This is a genomic window from Arthrobacter sp. MA-N2, from assembly GCF_000517125.1.
Lineage (GTDB): Bacteria > Actinomycetota > Actinomycetes > Actinomycetales > Micrococcaceae > Arthrobacter > Arthrobacter methylotrophus.
The window spans coordinates 203,151-219,631 of sequence record NZ_KI912155.1 but is presented as its reverse complement, the minus strand read 5'-3'; the positions used below and the strand labels follow the sequence as shown (position 1 = coordinate 219,631).

Here is a 16,481-nt window from a genome sequence, read left to right as displayed (position 1 = left end):
GCGGCCACATAGGACGTCAACACTCGTTTTCGGGCCCCGGAATCCAAGTAGGAACACTCGCCTCGGGCGTCTGGGAGGTTCCTGAAAGAGCCATGACATCGACTGGTCTATACTTTGTAGGTCTTGGGCAACAACGCCCCTGATCATTGAGCTGCAGGGTGGTAATTCGCATCGTGGGGGAAGCCTTCGCCAAGTGGGCTCGCGGCCTTTTCGGTTTTGCCCGGAACGGGTACCTGATCAAATTCCTTGCCGTCGGGGCCGCTTCGTTCGCGATTGACCTGGGCACCCTGACCCTCCTGCACGAGCCTGGCCGCGTGGATCTCTGGATTGCAACTCCAATTGCGTTCCTTGCGAGCTTGGTTTTCAATTTTTTTGCCCAAAGAAAGTTCACGTTCCAGTCCGGCACCCGGGCCCATGTGAGCTTCCTCAAGTATGGAGTACTGGTTGTCGTCAACCTCCTGGCGACCGATTTCATTGTTAATGGGATCGCCGCTGTTGGAGTGTCTTACGCCATTGGGAAAGTAATCGCCACTGTGGCAACTACGGTCTGGAACTTCCTGCTTTATAAGCACTGGATTTTCAAGACAGGCACGGTTGAAGGTTACAGCGGGCCCGGCTCGGCCCCGTCAGATGTGCTTGTTTCCTCGGAAGAGTCTGCAAATGACTAGTGCTCGCGGTTCAACACTGAGGTATTCACTAATTGCGATCCCACTCCTCGCCGCGCTGTCCCTTCTCTGGGCATTTGCATCGCCGCTCATGTCGGTTCCGGATGAACCGGCCCACACCATCAAGGCCGCAGCCGTTGCACGGGGTGAACTTACGGGAATATCAGGTGGCAAACAGGGTGACCTGACCAGTGTCACGGTTCCGCGCTACATCGCGATGATTGGTGTGCAAGCTTGCTTCGGCACCAATCCCGGGTCAACGCCCGCCTGCGCTCCGCCAATTGACGCGAGCGCACGAGACCTTGTCCAAGCGCAAACGAGTGCTGGCAACTACAACCCGATGTACTACGCAATGATCGGATTGCCATCCCGTCTCATGGGAGGGGCCCCGGCGATTTATCTGATGCGTGCGCTCAGCGCCCTGATATGTAGCGCGTTCCTTGCAGTAGCCATCGGTGCCGCAGCATCCCTGCGTCGACGGTTTTGGCCAGTGGCAACCTGCCTTGTAGCAGTGACGCCTATGGTGCTTTTCCTGAACGGTGCGATTAATCCAAATGCCCTTGAAATCGCTACCACCGCCGCAGTGTTTACGAATCTCTGCGTTGTCTTGGAGAACAGGCGCAGGCTCAAGAACGTCCGACTTAATATCGTTCTTGTCGGTGTCTCCGGCGCGGTATTGGCCAACACTCGCGCTCTTTCCTTACTGTGGCTCGCGCTTGCCTTCGCGGCAGCCGTTTTGATTTATGGGATCAAGCCCTTCGGTGCCGTTTTAAAGAACCGTCTTGGATTGGCGATGGCCGGGCTGGTCGGTGTCGGTTGTGCTGCGAGCCTCGCTTGGCTAAAGGTGGCCAACAGTTTCGACAGTCTAGGTGGCACGCCGAGCAACGTTACTCCAGACGCTGCATTTGTCACGATGTTGGACCGCACCTTCGACTATTCCTCCGGGTACATCGGCGTAATGGGATGGCTGGACACCCCGGCCCCCGCGGCGGTGTTCAGTTTCTGGCATTTCGGTTTCGCCGCAGTCATCCTAGGCGGCCTGACTGCGCGGCCGTTTCGAAGGCGACCGGCTGTCTGGGTCTTGCTTGTCGCGGTGCTTATCTTGCCGCCGATACTTCAAGCCCAAGTGATCCAGCAGCTCGGCTACATTTGGCAAGGACGCTATCTCTTGGCAGCGTTTGTATTGCTGCTATTGGCATGCGGAGCAGTCATGGTCTGGCGTCCAATTCCCAGGTCCCCATGGGCGCACTCCTTGGCGCGATGGGTCTTGGCCGGTGCGGTGGGAGTTCACCTTTACACCTTCGTCTCGACACTTCGACGCTTCACGGTCGGACAAGAACGGACGAACTGGACCGAGATGTTCGACCCGCTCTGGCAACCTCCGATGACGTGGCAGGTACTGACAATTTCATACTTGCTCGTTCTGGTTCTCGGCGCGGTCGTGAGCTACCGGTGCCTCTTCCCGCGGTCGTTTGTATTGACGTCCGAAAGCGTTGTGGGCGCGAAGGAAGACACCGTCCTGACGCTGTCGATTGGACAATCGGAGCAGGGCTGAGGAAAGGCCCTTTTCGCAGTTTTCCACAGGCCGACCGGGCTTATTGGATCCATGTAGGTATCTCGCCTAGCCTTGACTTCATTGACGCTTCCGCTGCGACGCGGAATTCATTCTTCATTGGGGGGAAGATGGATGCCTTAAGCATCGTCGAGGATGAGGTCCGCGAACTGATTCGCCGGAGGGGGCTGGACCCTTTCAACCAGACGGTCGAAGTACGTCGACTCGTCGAGGCCGCCGTGAGTGACTATGACGAGCGCGCCCTTCTCGGTCCGTTGCCTCCGTTGGGACAGCTGGACAGCGCGCGCAAGTACGTCTTCGACGCCGTTGCCGGCTTCGGACAACTCCAGCCACTTCTGGATGACCCCACTGTTGAAGAAATCTGGCTCAACGCGCCCAATGAGGTCTTCATTGCCCGAAATGGCGAGTCCGAGCTGACCTCGCTAAGCCTCAACGAACAGCAGGTTCGCGACCTCGTGGAGCGGATGCTCAAGAGTTCCGGGCGGCGGCTGGACCTCTCTTCGCCATTTGTGGATGCTGCCTTACCCGATGGTTCGAGGCTCCACGTGGTCATTCCGGATGTCACTCGCCGGCATTGGGCGGTCAACATCCGCAAGTTCGTGGTGAAGGCTACCCGGCTCGAACACTTGGCGGAGCTGGGCACTTTGACCCCTCAGTCGGCGCGATTTCTGGGAGCGGCGGTGGCAAGCGGGCTGAATATTCTCGTCTCCGGCGCCACCCAGGCAGGAAAGACAACCCTGCTCAACTGCCTGGCGGCCAACATCGGCTCGAGGGAACGGGTCGTCACAGTAGAAGAGATTTTTGAACTCCAATTCCCGCTCCGTGACGTTGTCGGTCTGCAGTGCCGACAGCCGAACCTGGAGGGACAAGGTGAAATACCCCTCCGTCGACTCGTCAAAGAGGCTCTTCGAATGCGGCCAGATCGCCTCGTCGTTGGCGAAGTCCGTGAAGCCGAAAGCCTGGACATGCTTATTGCCTTGAATTCGGGCCTTCCCGGGATGTGCACGGTCCATGCCAACTCTGCCCATGACGCCGTGACCAAGATTTGCACGCTGCCCCTGCTTGCGGGCGAGAACATTTCGAGTGCGTTCGTCGTTCCAACCGTCGCATCCTGCATCGACCTCGTCATCCATTGCAGCCGCCACCCGGACGGGCGCCGGCAAGTCACGGAAATACTTTCGTTGGGCCGGCGCGTGGAGAACGGCATTGTCGAGTCGTCCATGGTGTTCGCGATGCAGGACGGAAGGCTCCAACCCACGTCAAATTCCATGCCCGCGGCGGAGAAGTTCTCCCGGGCAGGCTTTAACGTTGCTGCTCTTCTGGAACATTACTGATGGCGCCGCTGCTTGGTGTTCTCTGCGGGCTGGGCATATTTCTTATCTGGTGGTCTGCTTGGGAGCAACCACCGCTTGCCGTCAAGGAGTCCAAAGCCAAACGTCTTGAGGGTTTGCTGCTCGCGTCCGGGATCGAAAAGGTGAGCGGTGGAGCATTCGTCGCCTCCTGCCTGGGGTTCGGCCTTTTCACCACGCTGGTGATCTCAATCATGACAACCTCGGTTTCGATCGCGGCGTGCTTCGGCCTATTCGGTGCGTGGCTTCCTCTAGGGGTTGTCAGCTGGCGGGCGCGTAGGCGGACAGCCATGCTCCGGGAACTGTGGCCGGACGTCGTAGATCATCTGCGCTCAGCGATCCGAGCGGGGCTTTCGCTGCCTGAAGCACTTATCCAACTCGGTGACAAAGGTCCCGAAGAGCTGAGGGGCCTCTTCCGTGAGTTTGGTGTGGATTACCGTTCGGGCGGCCATTTCGATTCGGCGTTGAGCAAGCTAAAGGCGCGCCTGGCCGACCCCGTTGCCGACCGGATCATTGAGGCGCTCCGATTGACCCGTGAGGTGGGTGGATCCGATCTCGGGCGCCTTCTGGGAACTCTCGCCGAGTTCCTCCGTGAGAGCGCCAGGACCCGCAGTGAGCTGGAAGCGCGACAATCTTGGACTATCAACGGAGCGCGCCTGGCGGTTGCCGCCCCATGGATTGTCCTGATGCTGCTGGCCAGCAGGCCGGAAGCTGTTGCGGCTTATAACTCCGCGGCCGGAGTCAGTGTGCTGGGGGCCGGTCTGTTGGTCTCGGGAGTCTGCTATTGGGCCATGCTGCGCATTGGCGCCCTTCCCCAGGACGAAAGGGTACTTCGGTGACGGCGTTCACAGCCATGACTGTGTTCTGCGGGCTTCTCCTGGGAGCCGGGTTGTGGCTTGTTCTTGTCCGACTCCCGTTCATGCGGACCACATCCTTCGCTGAGCGGATCGAGCCCCAACTCAAATCCCATAACGTTGAATCCCGGTTGCTGGCTATTCCCACCGACATCGCCCCCTTCGGCCCCTTGGAGCGCATTCTCCGGCCCGTGTTCCAGGACGCACTGCGTTCCCTAGCTCGATTCAACTTCGGCACCAGATCGCTCAACGACAGGCTGGCAAAAGCCGGCTCGGGAAAGTCTGCCGTGGACTTCCGTGCGGAGCAGTTGCTGTGGGCGGCCATGGGGTTTGTCGGGGCAATCGCGGCAGCGGGGCTGAACGCGACCCTCGGCCGTTTCAACCCGATGTTTGCAGTCGGTTCGGTCTTGCTTTGCGCATTTGGCGGTTTTCTCCTCCGCGACTACATGCTGGGGATGCAGATCAAACGGAGGGAGAGGCGCATGCTTGCGGAATTCCCCAGCCTCGCCGAACTGATGGCCCTCGCTGTGGGCGCAGGGGAGAGCGCCACCGCTGCCTTCGACCGTGTATGCCGGACCGCCCGCGGTGAATTGACCAAGGAGTTTGCCCTGGTGCTGGCTGCTACGCGGGCCGGCATGCCCCTCGTCGAAGCGCTGCATGGTTTTTCGGGACGAACCGATCTGGGCCCGCTGCTCCGGTTCGTAGACGGGGTAGTAGTTGCCGTCGAACGCGGAACCCCTTTGGCCGATGTATTGCGAGCGCAGGCCTCGGACGTCCGCGACTCGGCGAAGCGGGAGCTGATGGAAGCGGCAGGTCGCAAAGAGATTGCCATGATGGTGCCGCTGGTTTTCGGCGTCTTACCCCTCACCGTGATTTTCGCAGTCTATCCCGGCCTGGCCGCATTACATTTTGGCTTCTGATGCGCTTACGAACAAACCTCTTTGAATCCATCACATGGGTATTCGGCTGAATGTCCAAAAACAATGAAACTGCATGGAACTCCGCGCGGGTTTCTGCAAACGGAAATGGGGAAAAATGAAGAAATACGGACGTCGTGGACTTCCCGCTTCAGCGCTCTTGTTGTGGCATCTGTGGACTTTCTTGCCGTCTGGATCACGACTCGGGAAAAGACCGGGGAGAAGCTTGGCGCCGGGCGATGATCGTGCCGAGCGGGGCGATGTGCCCGGATGGGTGATGATCACACTCATGTCCGCGGCCCTCGTCGCAGGCCTGTTGGCGCTTGCCGGGCCCGCCCTTGAAGGTCTCTTCAACCAGGCCATGAGCAAGGTCGGAAAGTAGCCCATGCCGCCACCCATCAGCGGAGTGGAAGATTGCTGTGGGTCCGTCCGCTGCCGCTGTGAGGAGCGAGGATCCGCCGTCGTGGATTTTGCCTTGGTCGGCGGTCTCCTGACGGTGTTCTTTCTCGCCATCATTCAATTGACCCTCGTGCTGCACGTGCGCAACACCCTCATTGATGCGGCGTCCTCCGGAGCCCGTTACGGCACTCTCGCGGACCGGACACCGGCCGATGCGCGTGAACGCGCCGCTGAGTTGATCGGCACTGCGCTGAATGAAGAGTTCTCACGGGACATCTCAACGCAGGAGGCTAGTTTCCAAGGAGTCCGCACCTTGGAAGTGACAGTCCGGGCGCCCTTGCCTGTCATCGGGTTGATCGGCCCCGCTGCTGCGCTGGAGGTGAAGGGGCATGCAGCCGTTCCTGGCTGATCTCGGCCATGCCGTCCTCACACGACTCCGAGATGCCCTCTGTTTGCCTCTCCCGGAGGGCCTGGAAACCAACCGCGCGCGGTGTGCCTCTGAGCGGGGAAATGCCCTCGTGGAGTTCATCCTCTTCTCCCTCCTGCTTTTGGTTCCTGTGGTCTATTTCATCGTCACCATTGGACAAATTCAGGGAGGTTCTTTCGCTGTGGTGGGGGCGGCGGACCAAGCTGCCAAGGTCTACGTCATGCAGAAGGACCCATCCCGCGGGCGCGACATGGCTGAGCGGGCTGCCCTGCTGGCCCTTGCCGACCATGGGCATTCCGCGCAGCAGGCATCGGTGGAAGTCGCGTGCGACCGCAGGGACTGCCTTTCCGCCGGGACTGCTGTGACGGTAACTGTGAAGCTCACAATACCGTTGCCGATGCTGCCCTTTGGAGACCGGCTGCGGCTGGATGCCGCGCATTTGAATGCGTCAGCAACGCAAATCGTCGGACGATTCCGGTGACAGACGTTCTCACGGAGAGGGAGCTGCAGGGGTGTCGCGACCCAAATAGCGAAGCTGGCCAATTGATGGTGATGGTCATCGGTTACGTTGTGATCGCACTCTTGCTGGCAACCGTCGTTGCCGCGGCTTCCGCTGTCTACATAGAACACAAGAAGCTCCTCTCTGTGGCCGACGGAGCTTCGGTGGCGGCCGCGGACGGCTACTCGCTAGGCCAAGTAGACGGCGATGCCGAAAAGCCGTCGGCCATCCTCAAGAGTGAGCGGGTACGCAACATTACCGAGTCGTTCCTTAGTCAAAACCACGCCTATTCACGGTTCGATCAACTTGCCATCGGAGGGGATACGGGAAGTCCGGACAACACCACCGCTGAAGTGGTGCTCATCGCCGTTGCCCATCCTCCCGTCGTCAGCTTTCTTCTGCCTGAGGGCGTTCCGATCGAAGCGCGATCGACGGCGCGTTCGCGACTGACGCGTTAATGCCAGCCGTCACATCCGGACACGCGCCATACCGGCCAACGGATGGCGTACTCTGGAACAACCATGGCTGAGATTGATTTTCCCGCAGAAATCCGCGCGCTTCGCTCCACTTACCGCTCCATCGAACAGGTTTCCGATGTCGAGAAGCTCAAGGAAGAGATTGAAGAACTGAGCGAGCAAGCTGGTGAGCCGAACCTTTGGGATGATCCGGCTTCTGCGCAGGTGATTACGTCAAAGTTGTCCCACCGGCAGTCGGAACTTGAGCGTTTGAACAAGCTGATGGGCCGCATCGACGACCTCGAAGTCCTGGTCGAGCTCGGCCAGGACGAGGGGGATGACGCCTCCATGGTCGAGGCCGCCGCGGAACTTGACTCAATCCGCAAGGCCCTCAAGGAACTTGAAGTGGTCACGCTGCTCTCAGGCGAATACGACGAACGCGAAGCCGTTGTCACGATTCGTGCGGGCGCCGGCGGGGTTGATGCTGCGGACTTTGCCGAGATGCTCATGCGCATGTACTTGCGCTGGGCGGAGCGCCACGGCTACCCAACCACCGTCATGGACACCTCGTACGCCGAAGAGGCGGGACTCAAATCAGCTACTTTCGAGGTCAAGGCGCCCTACGCGTTCGGGACACTCAGCGTCGAAGCCGGTACCCACCGGCTCGTCCGTATCAGTCCCTTTGACAACCAGGGCCGGCGGCAGACCTCCTTTGCCGCGGTTGAAGTTATCCCGCTCATTGAACAGACGGACTCGATCGACATCCCGGACAACGAGATCCGCGTAGATGTCTTCCGCTCTTCCGGTCCTGGCGGGCAGTCCGTCAACACGACGGACTCAGCTGTGCGGTTGACCCACATTCCGAGCGGGATTGTAGTGTCCATGCAGAACGAAAAGTCCCAGCTGCAGAACCGCGCAGCCGCGATGCGTGTGCTGCAGTCAAGGCTCCTCCTCCTGAAAAAAGAGCAAGAAGATGCCGAGAAGAAGGCTTTCGCCGGCGACGTGAAGGCATCATGGGGGGACCAGATGCGTTCCTACGTGCTCAATCCGTACCAAATGGTCAAGGACTTGCGCACTGAACATGAAGTGGGCAACACGTCGGCAGTGCTCGACGGCGACATCGACGACTTTATCGACGCCGGCATTCGCTGGCGCACCGGCAACCGCAACGCCGAAGACTAGCGGTGACCGCCTGATTGGGCGACACACCGCGCCAAGCCCGCGATTCCATCATGGGGCGTGCGTATAGTCGAAGAGCTGGCGCTCAACTTCCCCCATCGAAAGCCCGTGCGCTGGCGGTTGGACTGGCCGAAATATGGCATGTCCGGCGGGGTTCTGAAGAGTCATGATCCGATTTGAGAATGTCACCAAGGTCTACGACCCCAATGCCCGTCCGGCGCTGGATGCTGTCACCCTTGAGATTGACCGTGGAGAATTCACCTTCCTTGTCGGGGCCTCGGGCTCTGGCAAGTCGACGTTTCTGCGACTCATTCTGAAGGAAGACCGGGCAACCGCCGGTTCCGTTTATGTCGCCGGTCAGAACGTAGCCAACATTTCAAGTTGGCGCGTCCCCAAACTTCGTCGTGGCATCGGCGTCGTCTTCCAGGACTTCCGGTTGCTGCCCCAGAAGAACGTCTTCGCCAATGTGGCATTCGCCATGCAAGTGATCGGCAAGAGCCGAGGTATTATCCGGGAGACCGTTCCGGAAGTGCTGAAGACTGTTGGTCTTGAAGGCAAGGAACGCCGCATGCCCCACGAGCTCTCCGGCGGTGAACAACAGCGAGTCGCCATAGCCCGCGCCGTCGTCAACCAACCCGGCATCCTGCTGGCGGACGAGCCTACCGGAAACTTGGACCCCATCACCTCCATGGGCATCATGGGCGTACTCGACAAGATCAACCAGAACGGTACCACCGTGGTCATGGCCACCCATGACGACGACATTGTGAACGAGATGCGCAAGCGGGTGGTGGAACTCCGGAACGGTGTGGTGGTCCGCGACGAAGCCAAAGCGCTGTACACATCGATGATTCCGGTGGTGGGGGAGTCCCGTCGGCTCAAGGACGCCAGCGGCGCCGAACTCGACCGTGCCCAGGGGGTTCAGCAGTGAGGCTCGCATTTATTCTGGGGGAGATCGGCAGCGGTCTGCGCCGAAACCTGTCCATGGTGATTTCTGTGGTCTTGGTGACTTTCGTGTCCCTCACCTTTGTCGGCGCGGCCGGCATGCTGCAGATGCAGATCAACCAGATGAAGGGCTACTGGTATGACAAAGTCCAGGTTGCCATCTTCCTCTGCAATGACTCCTCGACGGCGGCCGGATGTGCTTCGGGGGCGGTGACCAAGGAGCAGCAGGACAATTTGGCTAAGTTGCTCGAATCCCCGGCGGTGAAGCAATACATCAATGACTACCAGTTCGAATCGCAGGCCGATGCGTTCAAACACTTCAAGGAACAGTTCTCCAATTCCCCGATTGTTGACTCGGTCACCCAGGATCAGCTTCCTTCGTCGTTTCGGATCAACATGAAGGACCCCCAGAAGTACCAGATCATCAGCGAGACGTTCTCTTCCCAAGCCGGCGTGGAGACAGTGAGTGATCAGCGTCAGGTTCTGGAGCGGATCTTTGAGTGGATGAATGGCGCATCGGTGGCGGCAATGGTGGTTGCGGGCGTCATGATTTTCTGTGCTGTCCTGCTCATCACTACAACTATCAGGCTTTCCGCATTCAGCAGGCGACGGGAAACCGGCATCATGCGGCTGGTGGGAGCATCCAAGACCGTGATCCAACTCCCGTTCATTCTTGAAGGGGTTATCGCCGCCGTCGTGGGCGCCGTCCTGGCTTCCGGCACACTGTGGCTCGTGGCCCAGTTCTGGCTCAATGGAGATTTGTCGAAACAGTTCCTGAACACTCCGTTTATTTCCTCGACCCAGGTACTGGTGATAGCGCCTGTCCTGATAGCGTTGGGCGGCGGCTTGGCCGGGATTTCTTCCCTCCTGACCCTTCGCCGGTATCTCAAGGTGTAGCCATGAAAAGCAATGATCGCGAGCGAACAGGACAGCTGATGAATCGGAAAGAGAAGGCTGTCCTGCAGCTGCGCATGGCCAGCAGCCGCGCAAAGATTGCCGGGTCTGTGCTGATCCTCGCGCTGGCCGCGAGCCTTGGCACCGCTCCCATGGCACGCGCGGACAGTCTCGATGACCAGCAGGCAGCCCTCAACGCTGAGTCGGCTCGAGTACAGCAGTCGCTGGAATTCGTCGATGCCAACATCGCTAAGGCGGCTGGCGACCTCGTGGTCTACCAAGGCAGGCTCCCAGGGGCGCAACAGGCACTTCTCGAAGCGCAGGGCAGGGTTGCTTCCGCGGTCAAGGAAGCTGATGCCCTCGCGGCCCGAGTGGACCTTGCCCAGCAGAGCAAGGCCCAGATCACGGCCCAGCTGGAAAACGACAAGCAAAAGATCACTGACACCAAGAAGCTCATCGGCCAGATCGCGGCCCAGGCCTACAAATCCGGAGGCGTTCCCACAAACGTCGCTTTGCTGTTTGGATCGAACGACGGCGGCAATCTCACGGAAACCATGGACCTCGCCAATCAGGCAATGCGCAGCCAGAACGCCACGATGACCAAGTTGACCCAGCAGAGTGCCACCAACGTGAACTCCCAGGCCAGGCTTGACGCCGTCGAACAGGAAATCCGCGATCTCAAGGCAAAAGCGGACGCGGCACTCGCACGCGAAAAGGCCGCCCGCGATGATGCCGCCACCAAGAAGGACGAGGTGGACAAGCTGATCGCCGACACCACACGTCTCGACAGCCAGCTTCAGGCAGCCAAGCCCGGGATCCAAGCCCAGATCCAACAAGTCAAGGCGATGCAGGATGCCGTGGCCGCGGATATCGCTGAGCGGGACCGCAAGCTGCGTGAAGCATGGTTGGCCGAACAGCAGCGAGTAGCCGCGGCCGCGGCGGCCGCCGCCCGGGCTCAGGGGCAGGCCCAGGGCCAGGCCCCGCAGCCGTTTGTGCCGCCCGCGAGCAATCCGCGCGGGAACTTCGGCCTGATCCACCCGGTACCGGCGAGCATCCCCATCACTTCGGGTTTCGGTTGGCGCGCGACGCCGCCCGGAACCATCGATTTTTACGGCCAGGGCGGCTACATGCACACTGGCATCGACTTCGGTGCCCCGTGCGGCACTCCCGTGTACGCCGCCGCGGCAGGCACCGTCTTTTCAGCGGGTTGGGGCAACGACGGCGGTGGCAACCGGGTCAAGATATCGCACGGCGTCATCAACGGAGATTCCTTGACCACGGTCTATTACCACAACACCACCGTGGTGGTTTCTTCCGGACAGCAGGTGAGTCAAGGTCAGCTCATTGCCTACTCAGGCACCACCGGCAACTCCACCGGTTGCCACGTCCATTTTGAAACCTGGGTGAATGGTCAGGCTGTTGACCCGATGAACCTGCTGTAGCCCACACGACAGGGTTCTGCTGGCGTAGACTAGTGTGATTCTTCGACAACCAAGGAGTTCTACCGTGCCCAAGGAAAGTGGCCGTAAGGTAGTGGCCACCAATCGCAAGGCTCGGCATGACTACCACATATTGGATACCTACGAGGCTGGCATCGCCCTCATGGGAACCGAAGTAAAGTCCCTGCGTGAGGGCCATGCCTCCATGGTCGATGGCTTCTGCACCTTCTACAACGATGAGTTGTGGATGGAGGGTATCCACATCCCCGAGTACAACCAAGGGAGCTGGACCAACCACGCTGCCCGCCGTCGCCGGAAGCTGTTGCTGCACCGCGAAGAACTCAACAAGATCTCCGGCAAGATCCGGGAGACCGGGCTGACGGTAGTGCCGCTCCAGCTTTACTTCCTGGATGGACGCGCCAAAGTCGAGATTGCCTTGGCTCGAGGCAAGAAGGACTATGACAAGCGGCAGACACTACGCGAGCAGCAGGACAAGCGCGAATCGCTGCGCGAACTGCGCGAGCGCAACCGCCGCTAGTTCGTTAAGGATCTCCTTGGCTGGAGACAGCTGAGGCGTGTCCCGGAATGTTCCGGCGCTGTAGTGCGTTATGATGGTTAACCCGGCAGGGATCAACACGTGGCCGCTCCTGAGCGATCGCGATCCTGCAGGGATTGATAACAAAATACGGGGATGATCGGTTTCGACGATGTTAGTCGCGACAGGTGAAGCGGGCCGAGGATGCAGAATTATCTCGTAAACGCTGTCTGCAAACCAATAAGTGCCAATTCTAAGCGCACTGACTTCGCTCTTGCTGCCTAAGCAGTAAGACAGTCCGTCAGCCCGAGGTTGCTATTGCCCCGGATCCTGGCGTCATTTAGATAGCCACTGCTGCTTGCCTTCGTCATCGAGGCACGCGGGACTCTTAGATGACTGGGCCCGGATCAGCTACTTGTTCGCAAGATAGCTGGGGCCGAGAAAATCCGACGCGAACTGCGCCCGGAGAAGCCCTGACAACACGACATCGGACGGGGGTTCAATTCCCCCCATCTCCACCTTGTTTGATGAGTCGAGACATCCTTCACGGATGAGTCGGGTCATCGGTTACACCCCGGTCTTCGGACCGGGGTGTTTTTCTTTGTAGGGCTCGCTCGTCCCGGACAAAGGTTCCCGGTTCGATTTTTCGGGCGCTCTCAGTACTTCGGACTCTGAGCTGCGGGTTCGTCTTCCGCGCGGTCGTCGCCGTTCGGGGGGTTCTTGAGCTCGCGTTCACGACGTTTGATAGCGCGTTTGCGATCATCCTGTGTGCGTCGCTGGTGTCCAAAGACCATCACGCCTGCTAACAGTGCCGCTCCCACAAGCACCATCACGACCCATATCCATTGTTGCCCATCCACGTTGGGCCCCCAATCTCAGCTTGTCGGCGGGTCCCGCATTGTGCTGCTAAAGGCGTTGCTCCCTCGGTCCGGGCCGTGAGGACATGCCTAGTACGGAGTCAGTCCTTCTCCTGATGGTTTGCGTAGGCGATGTGCCGATCCCGGCTTGTGAAATGTGGGTAGTTCATTCGCCAAGCCTCCATGCATGGTTCGTGACTGTGGCCCCTCGCCAGTCTGAGCCCAGTCTCGGCAATCCGCCCATCTGTCTTGGGATGGGTGCTGTCCCACACAGTAGGACCGCGGGCACTCACTGTCGCGAGTGGTACCTACTTGTGGACGAGGCCGGTGCCGTTGGGTGTGCCTGTTAACCAGTCACTCGGGCAACCCCGTTTGCGCCAGGCTCAGGGGAGCGCAGGCCGTCACATCCGAGTACCAGGACCGTTCTCCCGCCGGCCTCGGGAGTTCTTCGCAGCCGCGCCAATGCTTCTCGCCCATGGGCCACAAATAAGCGGGGTGCGGGGCCGCCCTGCTACCGGCAACCAATGCCTTAGGAAACGGTGCTCCCCCGGAGCTCGCTCTTGCGGATCTTGCCGCTGGCAGTTCGAGGCATGTCGTCCACGAACACCACGGTTTTCGGGATTTTGTAGCGAGCTAGTCTACCGGCCAGGTGCTCCTTGAGTTCGTCCTCTGTCAAGAAGGCACCCTCGCGGAGCATCACCACGGCGCGCGGCACCTCTCCCCACTTGGCATCCGGCACGCCGATGACTGCCACGCTGCCCACGGAATCCAGTTCACTGATGGCCTGTTCCACCTCGGCAGGGTAGATGTTCTCGCCTCCCGAAATGATCATGTCCTTGAGCCTGTCCGAGACAAAGACGAATCCATCAGCGTCCTTGTAGCCTAGGTCTCCGGACTTGAACCAGCCGCCGTCTTCATACGATTCAGCCGTTGCAGCGGGCCGCTTCCAGTATTCGTGAATGACGTTGGGGCCCTTGATCTGGATTTCTCCGACCGCGCCCTGCGCAGCGCGTCCTCCCGCGACGTCGGCGATCCGGACATCGGTGAAGAAGTGCGGGAGCCCGGAAGAACCTGCCTTGTCCCGGGACCTGGCGGCGGGCAGCGTGGTTGCGCCCGGCGCGGTCTCGGTCATTCCATAGCCGTTCGAGAAGCGGAGGCCGCGCGCCTCGTACGCTTCCAGGACGCGCATCGGAACGGCCGATCCGCCGCAGGTCAGCTTATTGAGGGAGCTAAGGTCCGACGTCGGCCAAGCCGGATGCTCGCAGAGCATCTGGTAGGTGGTGGGCACCCCGCTGATGGTGGTGGCCCGGTGCCTTTCGACGAGCTCCAAGATGCGTTGGGGATCGAACCTCGACTCGAGGACCACGGTCCCTCCCTTGAGAAGTGTTGGCAGCACTCCCATGTCGAGCGAGGCGACGTGGAACATCGGGGAGATCATGAGGGCCACGTCGGTGGAGGAGAAATCGAAATCGACGATCACGTTGATGCAGTTCCAGGTGATGTTGCCGTGGGTCAGTAGCGCACCCTTGGGGCGTCCCGTGGTTCCGGACGTGTAGAGGATCATGGCCCCATCATCGAGCCCCACCTCTTCGTCCAGATGGAGGGGAGCCCCCGAGGCGACAACGGCCTCATAGTCTTCGGCCGCCGTCGGGCCTTCACATACCTCATCACCCAAAGGAGGGCTGCCGTCGCCTGGGATGGAATCGCCGACGACGACGCGCCGGGTCACTTGGGTGCCCTTTGCGCCGCTGGCCGCAAGGCCGCTGAGGCTCGCGGCGTGGATCAGTGCGACGGCACCGCTGTCCGCAAGTTGGAAAGCGATCTCCCGCGGCGCCAACCGGGTATTGAGCGGTACGAAGATAGCTCCAAGCTGCCCGCAAGCAAAAAGCGTTTCCAGGAAGGCGGGATCGTTTTCGCCGAGATAGGCTACCCTGTCGCCTTTGGCAACGCCCCCGGCACTGAGGGCGTTCGCGAGCCTGTCCGTTCGTTCGGAAAATTCCTCGTAACTGATGTAGCGGTCTCCGGAGACCAGCGCGATCTTGCTTCCGGACTTCGGGCGGCGACGCTGCAACCACGAACCGATGCCAAAATTCTCCATGACGGTCCTTTCCTCTTTCCAAGCTAAACCTTCTCCGGGCTCAAAGCCGGACGGCCTGCAAATCGTTGTTCTTGGGTTCCCGGGTCAACAGGATGAAGATGATCGAGACGACGGACATCACGGCCAAGTAGAAAACCACCGAGCCCGTATTCTGCCCCGAGTCCTTGAAGATCTGGGCTACGATCCCCGGGGTGAAACCCGCACCCAGGAGCGTCGCGAGCTGGTAACCGAGCGAGGCTCCCGTATAGCGGGACGTGGTGCCGAACTGCTCGGACACGAAGGCGGCCAATGGCCCGAAGAGGGTGGAGTGGATCATCAGGCCCACGGTGAAGGCAACGAAGATCAGGAAGATGTTGTTCGAGGACAACAGCTGGAACATCGGGATCAGATATGCAATGAAGAGCACGAGCCCGCCGATCATCACAGGCCTCCGGCCCAGCTTGTCGGAGAGCCTGCCGCCAAGGATCACGAAGGCGATCGAGATGAAGGAAGCCGCGGCGAAGGCGTACAGCACGCCCTGGCGATCGGCGCCCTTGGAGACGGCGAAGGTGACCGCGAACGTTGCCAGGACCACTTGGAGGGCGAATCCCGCGGCCCCTGCGAGCATGGTGAAGATGAGGGTTTTCGGCCGGCGAAGTACCTGAAGGAGCGGAATAACGGCCTTCTCGGTGGCCCGGGCATCTGCGTTCCGGGCCACCCTTTCCTGCTCAATGGCGGCTTTGAAGATCGGGCTCTCGGAAACCTTCAACCGGACGAACATGCCCACTGCAAGCAAGACAAACGAAAGCAGGAAGGGAACGCGCCAGCCCCAAGCAAGAAACTGGGAGTTTGGCAGGGCTGAGAAGGCGCCCATGATGAGTGTGCCCAGCACGGCGCCCGACGGCGCACCCGCATTGACGAACGAGGCAGCGAAGCCGCGTTTCCCCGATTCGGAATGCTCCAATGCCATTAAGGCGGCTCCGCCCCACTCGCCGCCCACCGCGATGCCCTGGAAAACCCGGAGCACAACGAGCATCACGGCGCCCCACGGACCGGCCACGGAAGCACCCGGGACCAGTCCGATCAGTGCGGATGCCAAGCCCATGACCAACATGGACACAATGAGCATCCCCTTGCGTCCCAGCTTGTCGCCGAAGTGCCCGAAGATGACTCCACCAAGCGGGCGCGCTACGTATCCTGCGGCGAAAGTTCCGTAGGCGGCCACGACGCCCACCCAGTCGTCCATTCCCGTGAAGAAGACCTTGGGGAAGACCACGGCCGCGGCTGTGGCATAGAGCAGGAAGTCGTAGTACTCGATGGTGCTGCCCAGGTAGCTGGAAGCAATGACGGTGCGTGCTTCCTTGCGCCTGGTGGCCACATCCATGGATTGAAGCTGCGATATTTGGGACATCGTTGT

Annotated in this window: 16 protein-coding genes and 1 other RNA gene; 15 read left to right on the top strand and 2 right to left on the bottom strand. The window is 60.2% G+C overall.

The window, feature by feature from the left end; genetic code table 11:
- The first annotated feature begins 158 nt into the window (after positions 1 to 158).
- The 15 genes from A3M3_RS23435 to ssrA all read left to right on the top strand — a co-directional run bounded on the left by A3M3_RS23435 (position 159) and on the right by ssrA (position 12,651).
- On the top strand, positions 159 to 668 hold the full coding sequence (locus A3M3_RS23435) for a GtrA family protein (protein ID WP_231497156.1): 510 nt from the start codon (positions 159 to 161) through the stop codon (positions 666 to 668).
- Positions 661 to 2,220 carry a DUF2142 domain-containing protein gene (locus tag A3M3_RS0101385; protein ID WP_197023093.1) on the top strand — a complete coding sequence of 520 codons (1,560 nt, stop codon included), beginning with the start codon at positions 661 to 663 and terminating at the stop codon, positions 2,218 to 2,220. Before A3M3_RS23435 ends, A3M3_RS0101385 begins: the two co-directional genes overlap by 8 nt.
- 128 nt (positions 2,221 to 2,348) lie before the next feature.
- Positions 2,349 to 3,572 (top strand): CpaF family protein, encoded by a 1,224-nt coding sequence (locus A3M3_RS0101380; protein ID WP_028264818.1) that lies wholly within the window; start codon positions 2,349 to 2,351, stop codon positions 3,570 to 3,572.
- Complete coding sequence (locus A3M3_RS0101375; RefSeq protein WP_028264817.1) at positions 3,572 to 4,426, top strand: type II secretion system F family protein; 855 nt, start codon at positions 3,572 to 3,574, stop codon at positions 4,424 to 4,426. Before A3M3_RS0101380 ends, A3M3_RS0101375 begins: the two co-directional genes overlap by 1 nt.
- Complete coding sequence (locus tag A3M3_RS0101370; RefSeq protein ID WP_028264816.1) at positions 4,423 to 5,361, top strand: type II secretion system F family protein; 939 nt, start codon at positions 4,423 to 4,425, stop codon at positions 5,359 to 5,361. Before A3M3_RS0101375 ends, A3M3_RS0101370 begins: the two co-directional genes overlap by 4 nt.
- A gap of 115 nt (positions 5,362 to 5,476) precedes the next feature.
- Positions 5,477 to 5,740, top strand: a complete 264-nt coding sequence (locus A3M3_RS23430) for a hypothetical protein (protein ID WP_231497155.1) — start codon at positions 5,477 to 5,479, stop codon at positions 5,738 to 5,740.
- A 3-nt stretch (positions 5,741 to 5,743) separates the two neighbouring features.
- Positions 5,744 to 6,166 carry a TadE family protein gene (locus tag A3M3_RS0101360; RefSeq protein WP_051422874.1) on the top strand — a complete coding sequence of 141 codons (423 nt, stop codon included), beginning with the start codon at positions 5,744 to 5,746 and terminating at the stop codon, positions 6,164 to 6,166.
- The gene (locus A3M3_RS0101355) at positions 6,147 to 6,665 is read left to right on the top strand and encodes a hypothetical protein (RefSeq protein WP_028264814.1); all 519 of its coding nucleotides are present in this window, start codon (positions 6,147 to 6,149) and stop codon (positions 6,663 to 6,665) included. The genes A3M3_RS0101360 and A3M3_RS0101355 overlap by 20 nt, the downstream gene beginning before the upstream one ends.
- 65 nt (positions 6,666 to 6,730) lie before the next feature.
- Positions 6,731 to 7,141, top strand: coding sequence for a pilus assembly protein TadG-related protein (locus A3M3_RS0101350; protein WP_051422873.1), 411 nt, complete (start codon positions 6,731 to 6,733; stop codon positions 7,139 to 7,141).
- Between the two features lie 63 nt (positions 7,142 to 7,204).
- A complete protein-coding gene (gene prfB, locus A3M3_RS0101345; RefSeq protein ID WP_028264812.1) occupies positions 7,205 to 8,320 on the top strand; it encodes a peptide chain release factor 2 in 1,116 nt (371 codons plus the stop codon).
- 163 nt (positions 8,321 to 8,483) lie between these two features.
- Positions 8,484 to 9,248, top strand: a complete 765-nt coding sequence (gene ftsE / locus A3M3_RS0101340; protein WP_028264811.1) for a cell division ATP-binding protein FtsE — start codon at positions 8,484 to 8,486, stop codon at positions 9,246 to 9,248.
- On the top strand, positions 9,245 to 10,159 hold the full coding sequence (ftsX, locus tag A3M3_RS0101335) for a permease-like cell division protein FtsX (RefSeq protein WP_028264810.1): 915 nt from the start codon (positions 9,245 to 9,247) through the stop codon (positions 10,157 to 10,159). The genes ftsE and ftsX overlap by 4 nt, the downstream gene beginning before the upstream one ends.
- A gap of 74 nt (positions 10,160 to 10,233) precedes the next feature.
- Positions 10,234 to 11,598: a M23 family metallopeptidase gene (locus A3M3_RS0101330; protein WP_231497303.1), complete on the top strand. Its 1,365-nt coding sequence runs from the start codon at positions 10,234 to 10,236 to the stop codon at positions 11,596 to 11,598.
- 64 nt (positions 11,599 to 11,662) lie between these two features.
- Positions 11,663 to 12,133, top strand: a complete 471-nt coding sequence (gene smpB / locus A3M3_RS0101325) for an SsrA-binding protein SmpB (RefSeq protein WP_028264808.1) — start codon at positions 11,663 to 11,665, stop codon at positions 12,131 to 12,133.
- A 149-nt stretch (positions 12,134 to 12,282) separates the two neighbouring features.
- Positions 12,283 to 12,651, top strand: a transfer-messenger RNA (tmRNA) gene (gene ssrA / locus A3M3_RS27195).
- A gap of 865 nt (positions 12,652 to 13,516) precedes the next feature.
- Here the strand turns inward: ssrA and A3M3_RS0101310 are convergent.
- Both A3M3_RS0101310 and A3M3_RS0101305 read right to left on the bottom strand, forming a co-directional pair.
- Positions 13,517 to 15,085 carry an acyl-CoA synthetase gene (locus tag A3M3_RS0101310; RefSeq protein WP_028264807.1) on the bottom strand — a complete coding sequence of 523 codons (1,569 nt, stop codon included), beginning with the start codon at positions 15,083 to 15,085 and terminating at the stop codon, positions 13,517 to 13,519.
- A 40-nt stretch (positions 15,086 to 15,125) separates the two neighbouring features.
- Complete coding sequence (locus tag A3M3_RS0101305) at positions 15,126 to 16,475, bottom strand: MFS transporter (RefSeq protein ID WP_028264806.1); 1,350 nt, start codon at positions 16,473 to 16,475, stop codon at positions 15,126 to 15,128.
- Between the last annotated feature and the right edge of the window lie 6 nt (positions 16,476 to 16,481).